Below are 17,601 nucleotides of genomic sequence, written 5' to 3'. Positions count from 1 at the left end.
TTTTTCGGTATCTGCTCCTGTTCGTAGTATAATGGAATGAAATGAAAGATTTCATATCGTACAAAAGAGGTGCAACATGGCTCCACGTCATTTAAATGCTTTTCAAGGTTCAAAAGTCAGACTCGCAGCCCCATGCCCGGAAGATTGCATGCGTCTCTCCCGCTTCACGGACGATTACGAATATTTGCGCAACATGGATACCGATATTGCTGTTCCATTAACGCCGGATGAGACAGGCTCCTCCTCTGTCCGTCGAGACAACGGCTTTGAATTTGCATTACGTACACTGGAGGGAAATCGATTCATTGGCTTCACCGCCCTCTACCGGATTGAATGGAACAATCGCTCCGCCCGTCTGGCCATTGGCATCGGTGAAGAAAATGATCGGGGTAAAGGATATGGCAGCGATGCCCTTGCTCTGATTCTCCGATATGGCTTCCATGAATTGAACCTCAACCGGATTGCGCTGGAAGTCATCGAATACAATGAAGCCGCGAGACGCGCATACCTAAAAGCCGGATTTCGGGAAGAGGGGCGTCAGCGTTCTGCAGTTCTGCGGGATGGCATGCATTATGACCTGATCTCGATGAGTATCCTTGCGGAAGAATGGTCGGCACAGTCTGGGCTTCCATTGTCGTTCGGATCTAATCGTTCTGCCCCTGCTGCCGAATCCAGAAATAGGGTAGCTGCTGATTTTTCACCTCGCATTGGCGTAGGCGCGGTCATCCTGAATGATCGGGGCGAAGTGCTTCTCGCCTGGCGGAACCGCCAGCCTGAACAGCACACCTGGAGTATTCCTGGCGGGAAAGTAGATCCCTATGAGTCCCTGGAGACAGCCGTCATCCGTGAAATCAAGGAAGAAGTGAACCTGGATATCGCCATCGACAGCCTGCTCTGCACGGCGGAGACAATCCAGCCACAACAGCAGGAACATTGGATATCCGTGCTCTATTCCACCAAGGTGATTGGCGGCCATGCTCGTAATCTGGAAGAAGGCGGAGCCATCGGTGAGATCGGCTGGTTCCCGCTCCATGATCTGCCTTCTCCACTCGCTTGTTTTGCCGTACCTGGGCTGGAAGCTGTGAAGAAGCTATATAATGAATCCCTGTAATTAAATTATCTCATCAGATGGAGGTAATCCTTATGGATCATGCAGAACAGATGAATCAATTATTTCAGGCTGCACAGGCCGGAGATGCGGTAACCATTGCAGCAATTCTCGCTTCTCAGCCGGAACTCACCAATACGGAGAATCAGGATGGGTTAACTCCGCTGGGGTATGCCTCTCATTATGGACAAGCAGGAGCAGTTCGTGTTCTTCTGGAGCACGGAGCCAATGTTAACGCCCTGTCTCATTCGAAAATTTCCTTTATTCCGTCCAATACTGCACTGCACGCTGCTCTTGCGGGGGAACGTTCTTCCGAAGTAATCGGCCTTTTGCTTCAACATGGGGCATCCACGAGCATTTTGGACAGTGATGGACAATATGCACTGCACTCGGCAGCATTTCATACGGATCAGATCGAACTTATCGAGATGTTAATCCAGTATGGTGCAGATCCACATGCGCTGAACTCAGCGGGTCAGACCCCATTGGACATTGCACTTGAGCGCGGTAATACGTCTACAGCTTCATGTCTGCGAGCAGCCGTTGCAGCTCAGCAGCAATAATGTTTAGCTAGCTTGGACAATAACATGAATAACCGTCAGGACTCTTTTTGGAGTACAAAGAGAAGGTCTGACGGTTATTTGTGTTGTCCTCCACGTTCTCATATACATATGTAGTTCAACTTCTATAGAAATCACAATACATCATATTTTTTTCAGAAAACAAGAACCGTTTGACACCTTACACGGTCTAATACTCAACACAACCATGAAAGGAGGAGCCATGTGACCCCTACTCAGCTCACTATCGCCGCACAAAAAGGGGATGCCGAGGCTTTTGCAGCCTTGATGGAATTGCATCATAGTCGACTGTACCGTATCGCCTATGCCTACCTGCACAACGAAGGTGATGCACTGGAGGCCATTCAGGAATCAACCTTCCGGGCATTTCGTAAACTCAAAAAATTAAAAGAGCCATCCTACTTTGGCACTTGGCTCATCCGCATTCTGCTCAACTACTGCGCAGACGAACGCAAACGCAAAAGCCGTTTCAGCCCCGATACGGCGATTCATGAACCCAGCAGCTGGGATCGTCCTGCTGATCCTGATCTTGCTGCCGCCGTATCCAACCTTGATCGGGATTGTAAACAAATTATTATCCTGAGTTATTTTGAAGGTTTCTCCCTAACCGAAGTTGCTGATATTCTGGAAATCCCGACCGGAACCGTCAAATCCCGATTACATCGGGCACTCGGACAGCTCCGGGATCAACTTGAAATGAAAGGAGATGCATCTTCATGACGGATGAACAAAAATCATTCGACGCATTGGAAGAACGTCTGAATGCTCGTAAGACGGAATACGAAACCATGCCAGTACCGGATGCTGCCTCCCAGGCTGTGCAAGCGGGAATTCGTCAAGCTGCCCGTAAGCGAAAGTCCCGGCTGCGCTGGTATATGAGCTCCATCTCGGCTGCTGCCCTCATCCTGCTGTTTACGGGATGTATCCGTGTCTCTCCCGCTTTTGCATCCTTTGTGGAGCAATTGCCTGGCATGGAAGGCATTGTGAGCATGATTCGCCAGGACAAAGGATTAATGATGGCGATCGATCAGTCTCTCTTGCAGAAGGTCGGTGTCACCGACGAGCATGATGGTACTTCCTTGACCGTTGAAGGCATTATCACAGACGAGTCACGTATGGTCATTTTTTACACGATGAAAGGCATGAAAGATCCCGAGAAATTCAACTATGATATCGATCTGCTCGATGAGAACGGTAAAGATCTGCCTGTTGCGTTTAGTTACGCTTCACCTAAACCAGCTTCAGAAAGTGGTGTTTATGAGGATAAAATCGATGTCTCATTCACCGAATCTTTACCGCCACAAGAGCTAACCATTATATTTAAAGAACAGGATAAGGAAACGAATAACAAGTGGAAGGTCACCTTCCCAGTGGATCACAGCTTAACGAAAGACATGAAAAAAATCATCCCCGTAAACCAAACAATGACCGTGGACGGGCAGCGTATTCATGTAAAACAGGGCGTTCTGTATCCCACTCGCCTTGTACTTGACATCGAATATGATCGCAACAACCCCAAAAAAATCTTCGGCATTCCTGATCTGCATTTGGTAGATGAGCAAGGCCGAGCATGGCGAACGGATTCATCTTCCATCTCTGGCTCTGGAAATTCCGTCTTTTTCGAAAGCATGTATTTTTCCACTCCGAAAAAACTGACGCTCCAAGGGTCTGGTCTTTCAGCAGTGGATAAGAATGAATTAGTTATTAGTATCGATCCATTATTGGGTGAAATCCAAGGTGGCCCATCAAATTTGAAATTTTTGAAAAGCTCAGTCCAGGGCAAAAATCTGATCCTCGAGTTTTCAATTGCAGACGCTCAAAATGCTACTTCGGGGCTATCATTTACCAATGTCGAAGACAGTAAAGGGAACCCATTCGACATAAGTGAAGTAGGCTGGAGCCCTTCCGTCTTTGAAGCAAGAGTTGTCATTAAAAATGGGGCCGCAGCCAAAGGAAATCTGACAATGGAAATATTCTCTTATCCTGATCAAATTCGCGCACCGTTCTCTATTGATATTCCTGTGAATCCTTAATCTAAACGCAATGTGCTTTCAATAAATGGATTAATCTATATAATGGAAATATTCATGAAGATGAGCAAAGTGAACAGGAAAGGGTGTTTTCTCAATGAATCAACGTTCTATCCGTTATCCGCAGCCACTCGCTCCGGGAAATACCATCGGTGTAGCTGCACCCTCCAGCGGTGTAGGCGAATCCTTGCACCATTATCTTGAGGAGAGTAAACGCAACATGGAGCGCCTTGGTTTTGGCGTGATAGAAAGCCCATCGCTCCGCCAGAACATCAAATGTGTGAGTGCCTCCAAAGAGCAACGCGCCGAAGAGATGAATGAATTTCTTCGCAATCCGACTATTCAAGCCATTATCCCTCCATGGGGCGGGGAGTTTCTCATGGATATCCTGCCCCTGCTGGATTGGGAAACTTTGAAAACATTGCCGCCCAAATGGGTCATGGGTTATTCGGATATCAGCACCTTTTTATTCGCATACACCCTGCTCACCGGCACAGCGACAGCGCACGGCACCAATTATGTGGATTTAAGATCACACGCCCTTGATCCCGTAACTGCGCGCTGGATCGATGTATTACAGACCCCTTACGGCGGACAGATTACACAATCGTCTTCCACGCATTATCAATCGGAATGGAAAATGGAACTACCTGGATTTAACCTGGATACACCCTCACGCTGGAAACAGCTCGGCCATTCGGAAGATGCAGTTACCGCTGTATCGTTCTCCGGTCGACTGATCGGTGGCTGTATGGATACCATCACCTGTCTGATCGGCACCCCGTATGCACCCGTGCAATCGTTTTTGGATCAGTATTGTGCAGAAGAAGGAACCATCTGGTATCTGGAGAGCTGTGAGATGAGCGCAGGGGATATTTACCGTCATCTGTGGCAGATGAGACAGGCTGGCTGGTTTGCAGGCGTGAAAGGTTTCATGTTCGGCCGACCTGCGGGTTATTCCGATACGGCGGATTTCAACTTCACTGATGCTCTCTCCTCTGCACTTGGGGATCTGGATGTTCCTGTACTGTATGACGTGGATCTTGGCCATATGCCGCCCCAGTTAACCTTTGTGAATGGAGCATTGGGCAAAGTCGCCTATGAAAATGGACGCGGGAGCCTGGAGATGGCGTTTGTGTAATCACCCTTTGTAGGCAGATGCATACCTTGAAGTAAGAACTTATTTTGAGGAAGGGTTGTGCATCATGTCTGAATCCACATCCACGCCATCCATGCGTGTCGTGTATCAAGCCAATCAACCGATGCTTCAATCCGTGCAAAGTGTGCGGAATATGCTTCATCATACAGCCCGACAGCATATAGGCAAGAAGGTACAAGTCCAGAATATCGATGGTCAAGTGTGGGAAGGTGTCATCATCAGTGCAGACCGGGGGATTTTGTATCTCCAGGTTACCCCGATGCATGGATATCCTGAACCGCGCGCCTTGTTTGGACCTACGATTTTGCCGCTGGTGCTGTATGAATTGTTGGTTATTACCCTGTTGATGTAGGATATTGTTCCTGTTAATCCGTTTATATCCGAACCTGTTCAAAGAAGCTTCGCTCCTGAGATCTTCAAGTCTTGGGAACGAAGCTTTTTTATGGTCTTGGGGATGGTGCGGTATGATTCCTTGCGGGCGTGTGAAATATGATACAATGGTGTCGCACCACCCCATATCACTTATGAAACGGAGCTTGATCCGGTTGGAATACATACGTCATGATTCATCACCCGTATCACAAGTCGAGACGGGTATGATTGGCAACAACCCTACTGAACAATCCCGCGTAATTGCAATCTGTCTGCTCGCAGGCAAAATCATGCTGCAAAGTGGTGGTGAAACCTACCGTGTGGAAGATACGATGAAACGTATGGCCGCAGCGCTCGGTTTACCCCATTCACACAGTTACGTTGTGCCTACAGGCATCTTCTTCTCTGTTGATGCAACCGAACCCGCCAAGCTGATTCGTATCTCCGAGCGTACGACGGATCTGGATAAGGTATCCGAGGTGAATGCGGTCTCCCGCCGTATTGGACATGGTGAGCTATCCGCGCAGGAAGCCCATGAACTGTTGGTACAGATCGAAGGCAAGCCTTCCTCCTACTCAACGGCTGTACAGCTTACGGCCGCGGCGTTATCCAGTGGTTGTTTTACCATTATGTTTGGCGGAGGCTGGAGCGACTTTCTTCCTGCGCTGATCTGTGGGGGCATAGGTTATGCAGCCGTTATTGCCTTTCACCGGCTGGTACGGGTCAAATTTTTTGCCGAGCTTACAGCATCCTTCGTTATTGGCGTACTCGCGTTTCTCCTGATCTATATGGGAGTGGGCCATGAACGGGACAAAATTATTATTGGTTCGGTTATGCCGCTGGTTCCGGGGCTGCTGATTACCAATGCTGTACGTGACCTGATGGCCGGACATCTCGTCTCCGGACTATCCAAGGGAGCCGAGGCATTTCTGACCGCCTTTGCCATAGGGACCGGCATTGCAGTTGTATTTTCACTTTTTATGTAAGACGGAGGAATGCAGGATATGCTCCATTTTATTGAACAAGCCTTAACCAGTTTTGTCGCATCAGCCGCGTTTGGGATCATCTTCAACGCACCACGGCGCATGCTGCTCCACGGCGGATTTGTCGGCATGATCGGCTGGATGATCTATATCGTGCTTGAATATGCAGCGGATGCGGTGCCTGCTACCCTTGCAGCGACTATAGCCGTAGGTGTCATCAGCCAGGTATTCTCTCGCATGTTTCGTGCACCCGTCATTATCTTCAGCGTCGCAGGCATCATTCCTCTGGTTCCTGGTGGGCTGGCGTATAATGCGATGCGGAGTTTTGTGCAAAATGACTACAGTGCCGCCATGGAGATGGCCGCCAAAGCACTCATGTTATCCGGCGCTATTGCCGTAGGCCTAGTGTTATCCGAGGTGTTAAACCAGATGATACGCCGAATTCCCGCCTCGATCCGGACCAAATCATCATCGAAATGATTATTTTCCCCACATATGTAACACACGTAAGGCCCGTTAGCACACAGGATGAACTCTTGTATGCCAGCGGGCCTTACGTATCACTTCTTTTCAAACTATTCTTTTTACCACGAACGTATTCTTCACACGCACCGACCTCAGGAAATACGGAATGAAGATACAACACACCAGAATGGATCGTACGATCAGATGAAAAGCCGGAGTTGCATCAAGCACATGCTGTTCTCTTGGGATTTCATTTCGCGCAATCAGAATCCAGGTCACGATGCTTATGATCACATTCATCACGTACATCACCATCATCATACGTGGAAACTGTCGCTTCCGTTTATATAAAAGAATGAGATTCACGATAACGATTATCAATAAAATGATACTGCTTATGAAGCCAAACCACAGGAGTGGACGAATCATCTCCGTGTAGATCTGCGGGTCAACACCACGGCCGACTTCCCATCGAGCAGGGTCCATGATGACATTCACCTGCGATACATCCGAGATAAGAAACACTAGGGCAAGCCAAAGACTGATCTGGATTAAAATAAGCCATCCACCTAATCCGGAGATACCAGGCCGTTCCGGTCTTATACCGGTTTTAGGTTGCAGCGAGTTCATATCCGCATCTGTATCCGAGTTATTGTAGTTATGGTCCATGTCATCCTCCTGTTTACGCGTTATGTTAGATAAGAGAACATATTATATATTACAATCTGGATTCTGTATATTTTAGAGGACGAACGGAGCGTCTGGCCTAGGATCTCCTCGCTTAGACGTTATCGTATCGCACGTTTCATTACCGTTGCGAACAAATCCGCTGCAGCACCACTTCCTGACCTCATATAATGTTCTGCATCCGTATGATCAAACCCCATCCAGACCGCCGCAGTCCAGTTACTCGTGTAGCCAACAAACCACAGATCCCGATTGGCCTCCTTTCCCACACCAGGTAATGCAGCCTGTGTTGTTCCCGTTTTACCCGCTACCTTGTGCTGACCTAACTGTGCCCGACTCCCTGTTCCCTGACTGACTACATTTTGCAGCATTCTGGTCATGGCATTCGCCGTGCTAGAGGAGATTACCTGCTTATTTTCCGACTTATGAGCGTAGATTGTTCGTCCACGGGAATCTGTTATCTGGCGTATCAGATGGGCTCTGTTCAACTTGCCATTATTCGCAAACACGGTATAGGCCTGTGCCATCTTCATTGGAGACACCCCCTGATGCACACCTCCCAAGGCAATCGAGAGGTTCAGGTCTTCTTTCCCCAGTTCAATACCGAGTCGTGCCGCAAATTGATGTGCATATTTCAGTCCGGTTTCATGAAGCAGCCATACGGCTGGGGCATTGATGGACTTTTGCAGAGCTTGGGACATCGATATTGAACCGCTGTAACGCCCACCCAGATTGCTGGGCTGATAGTTGCCATAACTCATGCGTTTATCCGGCAGTATGCTCTCTGGCTTGAACTTCCCTAACTCCAACGCAGGGCCATATGCAATAATCGGTTTAAAAGAAGAGCCTGGCTGCCTGGCATCCATAATCGCCCGGTTGATGTCCCCTTTCAAGGGATTGCGTCCACCCATCATCGCTTTCACTTCACCGTTATGCTGGTCGATAATAACCATACTTGCCTGAACTTGCTCGTCTTGACGATCATCGGGGAATCGGGTTGTGTCTGCAAATGTGTCTTCCATCGCCAGTTGCGCCTGTTGGTCTAGCCCGGTTTGAATAACCCAACCTGCCGATTGAATCTCCACTTCACTTCTGCCTGTGATCCGGGAAGCCTCCTGAACCACAGCATCTATGGCAGACACATATGCGGGCTCGCTCAAGCCCGATGAAGTTGCTGTGTTCAATACGGTTTCAGGCGGCGTATAATCGACGCTACGAGCTTCAAGCATCTGCTTTCGTGTAATTAATCCCTGTTCATGCATGAGTCCAAGGATAACGGCACGTCTTTGTTTGGAAAGTTCAGGATGATCTACTGGATTGTATAGAGACGGACCTTTGGGCATTCCAGCCAATGTAGCCATCTGCCATAGTTCCAACTGGTGCATATCCTTCATCCCAAAATACCGCCAGGCTGCCGCTTTTACACCATACTGCTGGCGTCCCATGTAGATCTGATTCAGATACATCTCCAGAATTTCATCCTTGCTGTATTTCTTCTCAAGGGCCATCGCAATTGATATCTCATTCACCTTTCGACTTAATGTTTTATCCCCATTCAAATACAGATTTCTTGCCAATTGCTGCGTGATGGAGCTTCCTCCCTGACTCAGATTCATATGTATAATATCTTGCACAATGGCCCTGCCGAGACCGATGAAATCCAGTCCATCATGGTTGAAGAAACGTCGATCTTCTGTAGCCAAAAAAGCCTTCTTTAATAAATCCGGCATGGCATGCAGTTCAGCATATTCCGAATACCCTTTGGTCTGAGTAAGCAACCTCGAAATTTCGGTTCCCTCTGCATTCGTAATTATGGTTGAAGCAGCCACCTGCATAGCCTCTGGACGATTGCGAAGCACTCCTTCACCATAAGTAATCAGATAGAGATAGAAAAGCGCCAACATCACAACTACAACCACTGCTGCATCAAATACGTAATACATCCATCGCTTGCCCCTGTGCTTCAACATTCAGGCTCCTTGTGTACCTGTTCATCTAAAACTCCGCGTTCCAGTCCATCCCGTTGTGTACTCTCCAGAGCATGTTGAAGCAGCAATGTCTGTTCATACGCCAACCTGACCCAATGCTGAACTTCTACCTCGTCCTGACAGCGCCCTTGGATGATCTCATCCAGAGAGGAACGGACGCCGTATAGGGTAAGCTTTATCGGTAAATCAACCTGTGCATAACTAGTCTGAGCATTCTCCTTGTCTTCTTCCACATGTTGCTTTAGATCGGGTTGCTCATTGTACATAGACGCTCCCTCTATATCTCTGGTCTCATGTTTCCGTTCTGGTATGCTCAGCCCTTCCTCATGCAGGAGAGACGCAATCGTATTCAGATTGGCAGCAATCTGTCTTAGTTCACCACCACTGAGAACATCAATTCTTCCAGGGTTATGGCCCAATGCAAGTTCGGCTGTTCCGCGTGCAAGCTGACTGAGATCTTCCGCAATCTTCTGGGATCGAATCCAGAAAAAGATCGCAAACAAAGCTCCCCCAATGAAGATGAAGAACGGCTTTGTACCGATATGGTTGATTCCCCAGTTCATCATACGCGTTATCCATGCTGTATCAGGAAGGACATGGTTATGCGCAAATCGCAGCATGTGATAGACGACAAAAAGGAGGGCTGCGCTCAGTAACGCGCTTGCTCCTCCAATGTATATGTATCTTAGTCTTACAGTACTGAATCGGGACTTCATATTCGGTATCCTCCTCTATACAACAATATGGTAATAGAGGTAGAATACCGAATATTTCTTAATGAGGAAGTAGTTAACTTCTTACCAAATTCTTAATTATTATTCCTCTGAGTAATTACTTGGGGGAGGAGCCGTGACAGGGAATCGGGTAACAAAATCTGTTCTGCCATTTTCACTATAGGCAACGATACTTCCTCGATGTAATTCAATCATCGATTTGGCAATCGCCAGGCCGAGACCCGTGCCTCCCGTTTCACGGGAGCGGGATTTATCCACACGATAGAATCGTTCAAATAGATGGGGCAGATCTTGTGCCGGAATCGATTCACCATAATTACTGATGCGGATTACAGCCTCCTTACCTTCAAGAGCCATTCCAATCTCCATTCGTTTCCCTTGCGAACCATATCTTATAGCATTGCTGAACAGATTCTCATACGCTCTTACAAGCTCCCCCGGAGCAGCCTGTATCCATAGTGGCTCTTGCCCACCAACAAAATTGTAGGTCATCCCAGCATCCTCCAGCATGGGAGCAAACTCTTCAGCCAACTGCATCAGAAACGAATTCAGGTTCAACGCCTGCAAAGACAATGGAAGACTCCCGCCACTCACACGCGTATATTCGAATAAGTCATCGATCAGCTTACGAAGAGTCAGGGATTTCTCATAGGCAATGCTAACGTAATAGCGCATCTCAATCTCATCCTGGTAGCGATCCTTCTCAATGTACTCCAGAAATCCCAGAATAGAAGTGAGCGGTGTACGAAGATCATGTGATATCCCTGTAATCAGATCATTTTTGGCAGCAACTGCATTACGTTCTTCCTGAAGCGATAACTGCAATTGTTCAGCCATCTGATTAATGCTTGCAGCCACCACTCCGAATTCATCCGAGGTCTTCACTTCAATGCGATGTGATAACTCGCCTTTGGCAACTTCCTGAATTCCTGCCGTTATTTCGTCCAGAACCCGCATCACCTTGCGAGAGAACAGGAAAAAAAACAGCACAAAACTAAGCACACCTACCACAATCATTAAAGGCACCGAACCGATATTATTCACCAACCACCTAATCCCTTTGGCTGGAATGGAATAATCGGGATACGTCTGAGCTTCCAGAATAGTCTGCCCCACTTGACTGCCCCCGTACAAAATAACTGCAGTCAGTATGCCACTCAGCAGAAATGCATAGATAAATTTCCATCGGACTGTATTAATCAGCTTTGAATTCATAGTCGGAACTCCCTGCCTGTGTTCATGTCACATGACATCCTGTGAATGTGCATGTTTATTGCGGTTTGATCATTTTATAACCAACACCCCATACGGTCTGAATGAACTTGGGATGTTTGCTGTCGAGTTCAATTTTCTCACGAATCTTGCGAATATGCACCATGACGGTATTGTTAGACTCCATGAAATCTTCTTTCCAGACTTGACGATAGATCTGTTCCATACTGAGTACTGAACCCTGATGGCGTGCCAGTAATTCGAGAACAGCAAATTCACGCGGAGTCAGACGAACCGGCTGCTCATCCACCCAGACTTCATGTGTATCGGTATTAATGACCAGATCATCAATAATCCACTCATGCTCTTTGTTCTCCCGACCTTCATTGAAGGTATGATACCTGCGCAGCTGAGATTTCGCCCGTGCGACAAGTTCAAGCGGGTTAAACGGTTTGGTTACATAATCATCAGCACCGATGCTTAGCCCTGTGATTTTATCCATATCCATGCTTTTGGCGGACAGCATAATAATCGGCATTTTCTGCTCTTCCCGAATTTTCATACAAGCTTCTATTCCGTCCATATTCGGCATCATGACATCCAGAATAATGAGATCAATCGACTCTCTTTTCAATTGTTCCAGCGCTTCAAGCCCATCATTCGCGGTGAGAATCCGATAACCCTCGTTGCCAAAATAAATTTCCATCAGTTTAATAATCTCCTGCTCATCATCGACAAGCAGAATGGTTGCTGGCTGTGCCACGGCATTATTCCTTTCCCTTCCATAATTCATGATCTGTTCAAAGTATACCACCGAGGGATGAAACTGCGAAAATCATCATGATCTTCACGGACACGCTCGATCCTGGTCATCATCTCATGTGTCTCTTCCGGCTTCACCTGCTGAATCCATACCACAGAAGACACTAGCGCCATAGCCGTATACAGTGAATACAATCTCCAGAATAACTCATCCGGTTCTTTGCCATCGAAGTAACCCTGAATCTGACCTATGGAATATGGAATACTGATCTCCGAAGCAAACAAACCCAGCTTCAAAAATTCATGAATGGGATCACCTTGATCATAACGATTAAAATCAATTACTCCTGCGAGCTTATCCTGCTGAACGACAAGATTGCTCGGGTGGAAATCATCATGCTGAAATCCATCTGGACGATTTTTCATCCAATCGAGATGGTCTGCGATAAACGTATGAATAGCCTGATCCTCTTTCATCACGATAGGGCACTGTTTATAGCGCTCCATGTAACGTTGATGCTTCGCGCTCTTGCGTGTGTACCATGATTCGACCTGTTCCTCCATCGGCAACTGGTGAATCAGCCTTAACTGTGCTCCTGCTTCCAAGCCAACGGCCCACTGCTGCTGTTCATTCAATTGAGGCAGTCTCTCGGACGCATCTTCGCCTTCAATGTAGCTAAGAATCATATAACCGTTCTTCTCATCCAATCTACCTGTGCCGAACGTTGCTGGACATAGTACACCTAATTGTTGCATGCTCTTCAAGCATTGATATTCCTTTTGCTTCATCCATTCCTCAGCAACATCATATACCCTCACCAACACATGACCTTGGCCAGGGACAAACATTTTGAATTTGGCATCCGCTGAATACCCCTTCATAACTGGTTCCATCTGCGTAGCCTGACCAAGTTCAGGAATCAGTTTTAACCTGTCAATCAACGTATTGTTCATCGATGCATCCCATGTATTGTGTTGTTCCACGTCCCGAATCCTCCGTTATTTCACGTATAACGTGCAGTATCGTCGGTCTATTCTTACTTTAACCCGTAATGTTTCCTATAACATGCTAGTATGTATTCTACTCATTTCTATTTAAAAAGAACTGATTCGGGTTCTTTGCCTGTCAGGGTCAGCATCGTATACAGTTGTCCTCGGTGATGGTATACATGTCCCATAATCTCAAGCAACCACTCCAGCCGACTATAGGATGCTCCCCAATATGAATTCGTCACATGCAGTAACTCTTCCGTGTTAAACTGCCTGTATCGTTCGTATAGATACATCTGGTTATCAATCAGAGCCTGCTTGATCTCACGGAGCGAATGCACCTGATTCTCAGCATAGAATTGAGCCATCTCTTCCTTCGATGCACCTTCCGAAATATACACATCCGCTCGGCAGATCATAGACAGATGAGCCAGTAGTTCTCCAATAGGCCGTTTACCTTCAATTGGAGTCAAAGCCAAATCTTCTTCCGACAGCTGATCACATATATCTATCAACGATGTTACAGCCACGTCAATATGTTTGAACGCAGATTGAATCAACAGCCCACTTCCTTTTTACTCCATTATACAGAACATATGTTCTATTATCAACCAAGATATCCCTCCCTAATATATACCCCAAATCTATATAAATTGAACAAAACATATACACAAAACGGAGAGTACAGAAAGGATCTGAAGAAGCGGAGCTAAAAGCTTTCTGCAAAAAACCTACATCGGAAGCATACGCTACCTCGGATTTCCCCTTTATAAAAAGAATTTAAAAAATCTGGGGATAACAGCGATCGGAAAATTGTTCTGTCATCGGAGTGTGCAGTTTAAATATTCTTTAGTTCAATTTATATAACAATCTACGAACAAAAAAGTCCTTCCTCCTTCTTATAGACGGGATTCAGGACATTTTGTTGCTTATATGAGTTCAAATCTTTGCTCAACTTGAGTATAACGAACAATACGTATGTTCGAACCGTCCAGCCTCCAGGTCAGACTTGCGAATGAAAAATTGCAGTTCCCCGCAATCCCACCATTGAAAACCTATGGCGTCATGTGTATCTATCTTCAACAGCAGCAGCGTATCGGATAATTCCTGCCATGTCCGATCCTCATCTCCGCCGTAATGCTTGGTCAGCTTATCTTCACACGCCTGCTCATTATAATCATATTCTTCGCCCAGTGCGATCTGTAATAAGGCCCGATGCTCGGCATCCGGATGCTGCCCATCAGGATATCCAAACATACCACCCCAGTTCAGCGTACTTGGATGATTCCAGCTCGACTCGAATTCAAGGTATCGGTCATACAGACTTACTTCCGCTTCGGTCTCATCGGTCTCAAGCAGAGACGGCGAGAGCTCGTTCAGTGCGGCGGTGTCAATATATGCATATGTAGGAAACTCCAGATTAGGCAGCACAGTCACCGAATGTGCAACAAACGGTGCTCCATCCAGCGCGGTATCCCCTTCAGGTTCTCGCCTTATCAGATTATGAGAACTTGGCTCAAAAATCACACGATGTTCAATGGGACAAGCAGATTCGTCCGTGCCAACGAAAAAGTATAACATTCCACGTTCAGGCAAAGTCCCGCGCCCATCATTCGGCGTATACGGCGACAAATCCACCAGGTTTAACTGGGCCAGGAAAGTCATTGGAATGCCTTCTTTTGTTACGGGCCATTCCATGTGACTCGGCAAATCCGGATGTCCACCCACACGTGAGTTTCCTGTCCTGCGATATTCGTCCAGTGTGGACACATCGAGGCGAATTCCCCAGCGGCTTGAGGACAACAGCAGATCGGCAGCAACTCCCAAACCATACTCCTCAAGTGTTTTACGGGCTTTTCTGGTCAGACGTTCACATTGTTCTGGCTTAATCATATAGATCCTCCCCTTTTGACAATACACCTATGCTGAGACATATTCAGGTTCACACCTGTATATTCTTCCGCCCGGCCGTCTTTCCCTGCTTCTAGCAAAAAAAGAGACTGACATTGCTTGTCAGTCTACTTCTTTACCCTATATTCCATTTAACGATTTGGATCAGAGGACTGTTCCTGGTAAGCACGCATATGCTCCTCACCGTCCAGGAATTCATGGGCTTGATGAGCTGCCATCACACCATGATAGCTGATATCCAAACCCAGTTCTTCCTCTTCCTCTGTCGATCGTACAGGCACAATTTTGCCAATCAACTTTAACCCGATCCAGGTCATGGCGAACCCCCAGACAACCAGTGCTGTAAGGCCAAGTGCCTGAACACCCAGCAGCCTCCAGCCGCCGCCCATGAATAATCCACCATCCGTGGCAAACAGACCTACAGCAATCGTGCCCCACATTCCGGATACGGCATGCACCGGGAAAGCACCAACTGGATCATCAATCTGTCGACGGTCCAGCCAGTTGGTGGCAGCCATCATCAATAAGCCGGATACTGCTCCAATGAATATCGCGGCTACATCGCCAACAAAAGCACAACCTGCCGTAATTCCGACCAGTCCCGCAAGCGAACCGTTAATGACCGAGGGTGCATCTGAACGATTGAAGCGGAATAACGTGTACAGCAACGTAACTGCACCACCTGAGGCCGCGGATAACATCGTAACAATCGCAATGTGACCAATTCTTACATCCGTGGCGCTGAGTGTACTACCCGCATTGAAGCCAAACCAGCCGAACCATAACAGAAATGCACCCACAGATGCTAGTGGCAGATTGCTCGGAAGTGCAATAGCACTTACGCCAAGAGGCGTGTATTTCCCTTTACGCGGACCAATGATAATTGCAGCAGCCAGTGCTGAGAATCCGCCGAGTGCATGGATGACAGCCGAACCGGCAAAGTCCTGCATCCCCAGCTGACTAAGCCAACCGCCGCCCCATGCCCAGTGTCCACCAATTGGGTAGATGATCGCCGTCATCAATATGATATAGAGTAGATAGGCACGGAAGTTGATCCGCTCAGCTACCGCTCCTGAAACGATGGAGATAACAGCAATCGTAAAAGCAGCCTGGAACAACCAGAATGTCTCCAGCGATACCGGTACGTCCAGATGAGACAAATCCCCATTCAGGAAAAATCCCGTTACTCCCACAAAACCACCAACGTCCGAACCATACATCAGTCCAAAACCGATGGCATAAAACAGCAACGTTCCAATTGTAATGTCAGCAAAAACCTTCATAATAATGTTCACACTATTTTTATAACGAACAAAGCCAGCCTCGAGCAGGGCGAATCCACCCTCCATCAATAAAATCATCGCTGCACTCAGTACGACCCAGACCGTATCGATTCCGGTGCTTAACGTTTCCAAAGTCATGCTTGTACATCCTCCGTTTCACTAAGCTGTCTGAGCTCACGGATGGTATCGGGCGCTAGCTCAATCTCGTCCCGCTCAATGCTGTCCGGATGCTTGATTCGTTCTGCGATCTGATCCAATTCACGTATGCGTCTGCGAATCTGTTCCATCTTGCGAAAACGTTCCTTCACCTGAACCATATATTCCACCGCCTGATGATGGGTTGCAGGGCGTCCCGCAAACCATTTGCGCACGGTCGACAACGATTGATAAGCGACCTCTTCCGCTCGACGCTTCTGTTCGAACTGTTCGATCTTCTGCTTGAGCGTTTGAATCTCATTTTCTTTTTTGACCTTCAGCCGTTCGATAAGGTACAATAAATCGGACGATGATATTTGCAATGCTGTGTGGTGATAAACCTCGTCGATTACTAACATATCATGTCAGGACTCCTTACATAACAAGTTACTTGTACCGATTATAGTTTGCCGGGGTTCGCCCGTCAATCTTTTTTTGGACTTGGCATAGATTGAAATGAACCGTTCAGAGAGAACGGCTTTTTTTATTGGGCACATAATACATCTAACAAGGCGAATCTTGCCTGGATTCGCATTCACTTATTCCATCCCCTATGCTTATAGAATAAGCATCCACATTTGGGGTAATGAACATACACAGACACCCTCATCACAGAAAACGTATATAAGGAGAGGATTACACGATGTTTACTCGTAATGACGATATACGCAGCCAAATCTGGGAAGCCGTCTCGGGGCTCGAAGAAGAACAATTGAACCGGAAGCCTTCACCCAAACAATGGAGTATTATGCAAGTACTACGTCATCTGAATCTGATGGAAAATGTAATTGGAAAGCAAGCCCGCCTTGCACTCGAAAAGGAACAGGTGGTGTCTGTGGACAAAAAACCATATGAACTATCGTTGGACCGCAGCCGCTCCGTCGAGGCACCACCCCATCTTCAACCTCCAGCAGCGCCTGAAGCACTCGAAGACGTACGCACCGATCTGGACGAATCTCACCAAGCGTTAAATAACTTTGCATTGGATCATGATCCTGATCTGCTGCGCAGCAAGTCCTTTCCTCATCCCGTATTCGGTGAGATGGATCTTACCCAATGGATTGACTTCGCAAGTTATCATGAGGAACGCCATCTGGGACAGATTCAAGAGATTAAGCATCAACTTGGCGTATAAGCACTA

The 17,601-nt window shown here is 47.3% G+C and carries 19 protein-coding genes and 1 pseudogene; 10 read left to right on the top strand and 10 right to left on the bottom strand.

The window, feature by feature from the left end:
- Positions 1-76: 76 nt before the first annotated feature.
- The 9 genes and pseudogenes from MKY85_RS07590 to MKY85_RS07550 all read left to right on the top strand — a co-directional run.
- Positions 77-565, top strand: a pseudogene (locus MKY85_RS07590) (GNAT family protein); the annotation flags it as partial.
- 141 nt (positions 566-706) lie between these two features.
- A complete protein-coding gene (locus MKY85_RS07585) occupies positions 707-1,111 on the top strand; it encodes an NUDIX domain-containing protein (RefSeq protein WP_339242972.1) in 405 nt (134 codons plus the stop codon).
- 32 nt (positions 1,112-1,143) lie between these two features.
- Positions 1,144-1,671: an ankyrin repeat domain-containing protein gene (locus MKY85_RS07580; RefSeq protein WP_342572245.1), complete on the top strand. Its 528-nt coding sequence runs from the start codon at positions 1,144-1,146 to the stop codon at positions 1,669-1,671.
- Positions 1,672-1,893: 222 nt separating this feature from the next.
- Positions 1,894-2,409 (top strand): sigma-70 family RNA polymerase sigma factor, encoded by a 516-nt coding sequence (locus tag MKY85_RS07575; RefSeq protein ID WP_342572244.1) that lies wholly within the window; start codon positions 1,894-1,896, stop codon positions 2,407-2,409.
- Positions 2,406-3,722: a DUF4179 domain-containing protein gene (locus tag MKY85_RS07570; protein WP_342572243.1), complete on the top strand. Its 1,317-nt coding sequence runs from the start codon at positions 2,406-2,408 to the stop codon at positions 3,720-3,722. The genes MKY85_RS07575 and MKY85_RS07570 overlap by 4 nt, the downstream gene beginning before the upstream one ends.
- Before the next feature lie 94 nt (positions 3,723-3,816).
- Positions 3,817-4,860, top strand: a complete 1,044-nt coding sequence (locus MKY85_RS07565; RefSeq protein WP_342572242.1) for a S66 peptidase family protein — start codon at positions 3,817-3,819, stop codon at positions 4,858-4,860.
- A 64-nt stretch (positions 4,861-4,924) separates the two neighbouring features.
- On the top strand, positions 4,925-5,230 hold the full coding sequence (locus tag MKY85_RS07560) for a hypothetical protein (RefSeq protein WP_091015194.1): 306 nt from the start codon (positions 4,925-4,927) through the stop codon (positions 5,228-5,230).
- A gap of 244 nt (positions 5,231-5,474) precedes the next feature.
- Complete coding sequence (locus MKY85_RS07555; RefSeq protein ID WP_342573298.1) at positions 5,475-6,236, top strand: threonine/serine exporter family protein; 762 nt, start codon at positions 5,475-5,477, stop codon at positions 6,234-6,236.
- A gap of 18 nt (positions 6,237-6,254) precedes the next feature.
- The gene (locus MKY85_RS07550; protein WP_342572241.1) at positions 6,255-6,713 is read left to right on the top strand and encodes a threonine/serine exporter family protein; all 459 of its coding nucleotides are present in this window, start codon (positions 6,255-6,257) and stop codon (positions 6,711-6,713) included.
- 90 nt (positions 6,714-6,803) lie between these two features.
- Here the strand turns inward: MKY85_RS07550 and MKY85_RS07545 are convergent, their stop codons facing one another.
- The 10 genes from MKY85_RS07545 to MKY85_RS07500 form a co-directional block, all read right to left on the bottom strand.
- A complete protein-coding gene (locus MKY85_RS07545) occupies positions 6,804-7,367 on the bottom strand; it encodes a DUF2569 family protein (RefSeq protein WP_342572240.1) in 564 nt (187 codons plus the stop codon).
- A gap of 119 nt (positions 7,368-7,486) precedes the next feature.
- Positions 7,487-9,328, bottom strand: a complete 1,842-nt coding sequence (locus MKY85_RS07540) for a PBP1A family penicillin-binding protein (RefSeq protein WP_342572239.1) — start codon at positions 9,326-9,328, stop codon at positions 7,487-7,489.
- A 20-nt stretch (positions 9,329-9,348) separates the two neighbouring features.
- Positions 9,349-10,089: a hypothetical protein gene (locus MKY85_RS07535; RefSeq protein ID WP_342572238.1), complete on the bottom strand. Its 741-nt coding sequence runs from the start codon at positions 10,087-10,089 to the stop codon at positions 9,349-9,351.
- Between the two features lie 99 nt (positions 10,090-10,188).
- The gene (locus tag MKY85_RS07530) at positions 10,189-11,322 is read right to left on the bottom strand and encodes an ATP-binding protein (RefSeq protein WP_342572237.1); all 1,134 of its coding nucleotides are present in this window, start codon (positions 11,320-11,322) and stop codon (positions 10,189-10,191) included.
- A 55-nt stretch (positions 11,323-11,377) separates the two neighbouring features.
- Positions 11,378-12,112, bottom strand: coding sequence for a response regulator transcription factor (locus tag MKY85_RS07525; protein ID WP_342572236.1), 735 nt, complete (start codon positions 12,110-12,112; stop codon positions 11,378-11,380).
- Positions 12,109-13,065, bottom strand: coding sequence for an aminoglycoside phosphotransferase family protein (locus MKY85_RS07520; protein WP_342572235.1), 957 nt, complete (start codon positions 13,063-13,065; stop codon positions 12,109-12,111). Before MKY85_RS07520 ends, MKY85_RS07525 begins: the two co-directional genes overlap by 4 nt.
- A gap of 107 nt (positions 13,066-13,172) precedes the next feature.
- Positions 13,173-13,631, bottom strand: a complete 459-nt coding sequence (locus MKY85_RS07515; RefSeq protein WP_339303503.1) for a DinB family protein — start codon at positions 13,629-13,631, stop codon at positions 13,173-13,175.
- Between the two features lie 391 nt (positions 13,632-14,022).
- On the bottom strand, positions 14,023-14,964 hold the full coding sequence (locus MKY85_RS07510) for a YwqG family protein (protein WP_339259692.1): 942 nt from the start codon (positions 14,962-14,964) through the stop codon (positions 14,023-14,025).
- A 149-nt stretch (positions 14,965-15,113) separates the two neighbouring features.
- Entirely contained in the window at positions 15,114-16,403 is a 1,290-nt protein-coding gene (locus MKY85_RS07505; protein WP_342572234.1) for an ammonium transporter, read from the bottom strand.
- The gene (locus MKY85_RS07500) at positions 16,400-16,819 is read right to left on the bottom strand and encodes a hypothetical protein (RefSeq protein ID WP_339259688.1); all 420 of its coding nucleotides are present in this window, start codon (positions 16,817-16,819) and stop codon (positions 16,400-16,402) included. The genes MKY85_RS07505 and MKY85_RS07500 overlap by 4 nt, the downstream gene beginning before the upstream one ends.
- Positions 16,820-17,103: 284 nt before the next feature.
- Between MKY85_RS07500 and MKY85_RS07495 the strand changes: the two genes are divergently transcribed.
- Positions 17,104-17,595, top strand: coding sequence for a DinB family protein (locus MKY85_RS07495; protein WP_339240480.1), 492 nt, complete (start codon positions 17,104-17,106; stop codon positions 17,593-17,595).
- Positions 17,596-17,601 lie beyond the last annotated feature (6 nt).

This window comes from Paenibacillus sp. FSL R5-0749 (assembly GCF_038595085.1).
In the GTDB taxonomy this organism is placed as follows: domain Bacteria; phylum Bacillota; class Bacilli; order Paenibacillales; family Paenibacillaceae; genus Paenibacillus.
Note: the sequence above shows the minus strand (reverse complement) of the source record. Positions and strands in the feature narration are given on the sequence as shown.

Coding starts and splice junctions, on each gene's coding strand:
- MKY85_RS07535 (WP_342572238.1), bottom strand. CDS start 10,089: ATGAAGTCCCGATTCAGTACTGTAAGACTAAGATACATATACATTGGA.
- MKY85_RS07530 (WP_342572237.1), bottom strand. CDS start 11,322: ATGAATTCAAAGCTGATTAATACAGTCCGATGGAAATTTATCTATGCA.
- MKY85_RS07505 (WP_342572234.1), bottom strand. CDS start 16,403: ATGACTTTGGAAACGTTAAGCACCGGAATCGATACGGTCTGGGTCGTA.
- MKY85_RS07540 (WP_342572239.1), bottom strand. CDS start 9,328: ATGTATTACGTATTTGATGCAGCAGTGGTTGTAGTTGTGATGTTGGCG.
- MKY85_RS07580 (WP_342572245.1), top strand. CDS start 1,144: ATGGATCATGCAGAACAGATGAATCAATTATTTCAGGCTGCACAGGCC.
- MKY85_RS07570 (WP_342572243.1), top strand. CDS start 2,406: ATGACGGATGAACAAAAATCATTCGACGCATTGGAAGAACGTCTGAAT.
- MKY85_RS07560 (WP_091015194.1), top strand. CDS start 4,925: ATGTCTGAATCCACATCCACGCCATCCATGCGTGTCGTGTATCAAGCC.
- MKY85_RS07500 (WP_339259688.1), bottom strand. CDS start 16,819: ATGTTAGTAATCGACGAGGTTTATCACCACACAGCATTGCAAATATCA.
- MKY85_RS07510 (WP_339259692.1), bottom strand. CDS start 14,964: ATGATTAAGCCAGAACAATGTGAACGTCTGACCAGAAAAGCCCGTAAA.
- MKY85_RS07525 (WP_342572236.1), bottom strand. CDS start 12,112: ATGAATTATGGAAGGGAAAGGAATAATGCCGTGGCACAGCCAGCAACC.
- MKY85_RS07550 (WP_342572241.1), top strand. CDS start 6,255: ATGCTCCATTTTATTGAACAAGCCTTAACCAGTTTTGTCGCATCAGCC.
- MKY85_RS07555 (WP_342573298.1), top strand. CDS start 5,475: ATGATTGGCAACAACCCTACTGAACAATCCCGCGTAATTGCAATCTGT.
- MKY85_RS07495 (WP_339240480.1), top strand. CDS start 17,104: ATGTTTACTCGTAATGACGATATACGCAGCCAAATCTGGGAAGCCGTC.
- MKY85_RS07565 (WP_342572242.1), top strand. CDS start 3,817: ATGAATCAACGTTCTATCCGTTATCCGCAGCCACTCGCTCCGGGAAAT.
- MKY85_RS07545 (WP_342572240.1), bottom strand. CDS start 7,367: ATGGACCATAACTACAATAACTCGGATACAGATGCGGATATGAACTCG.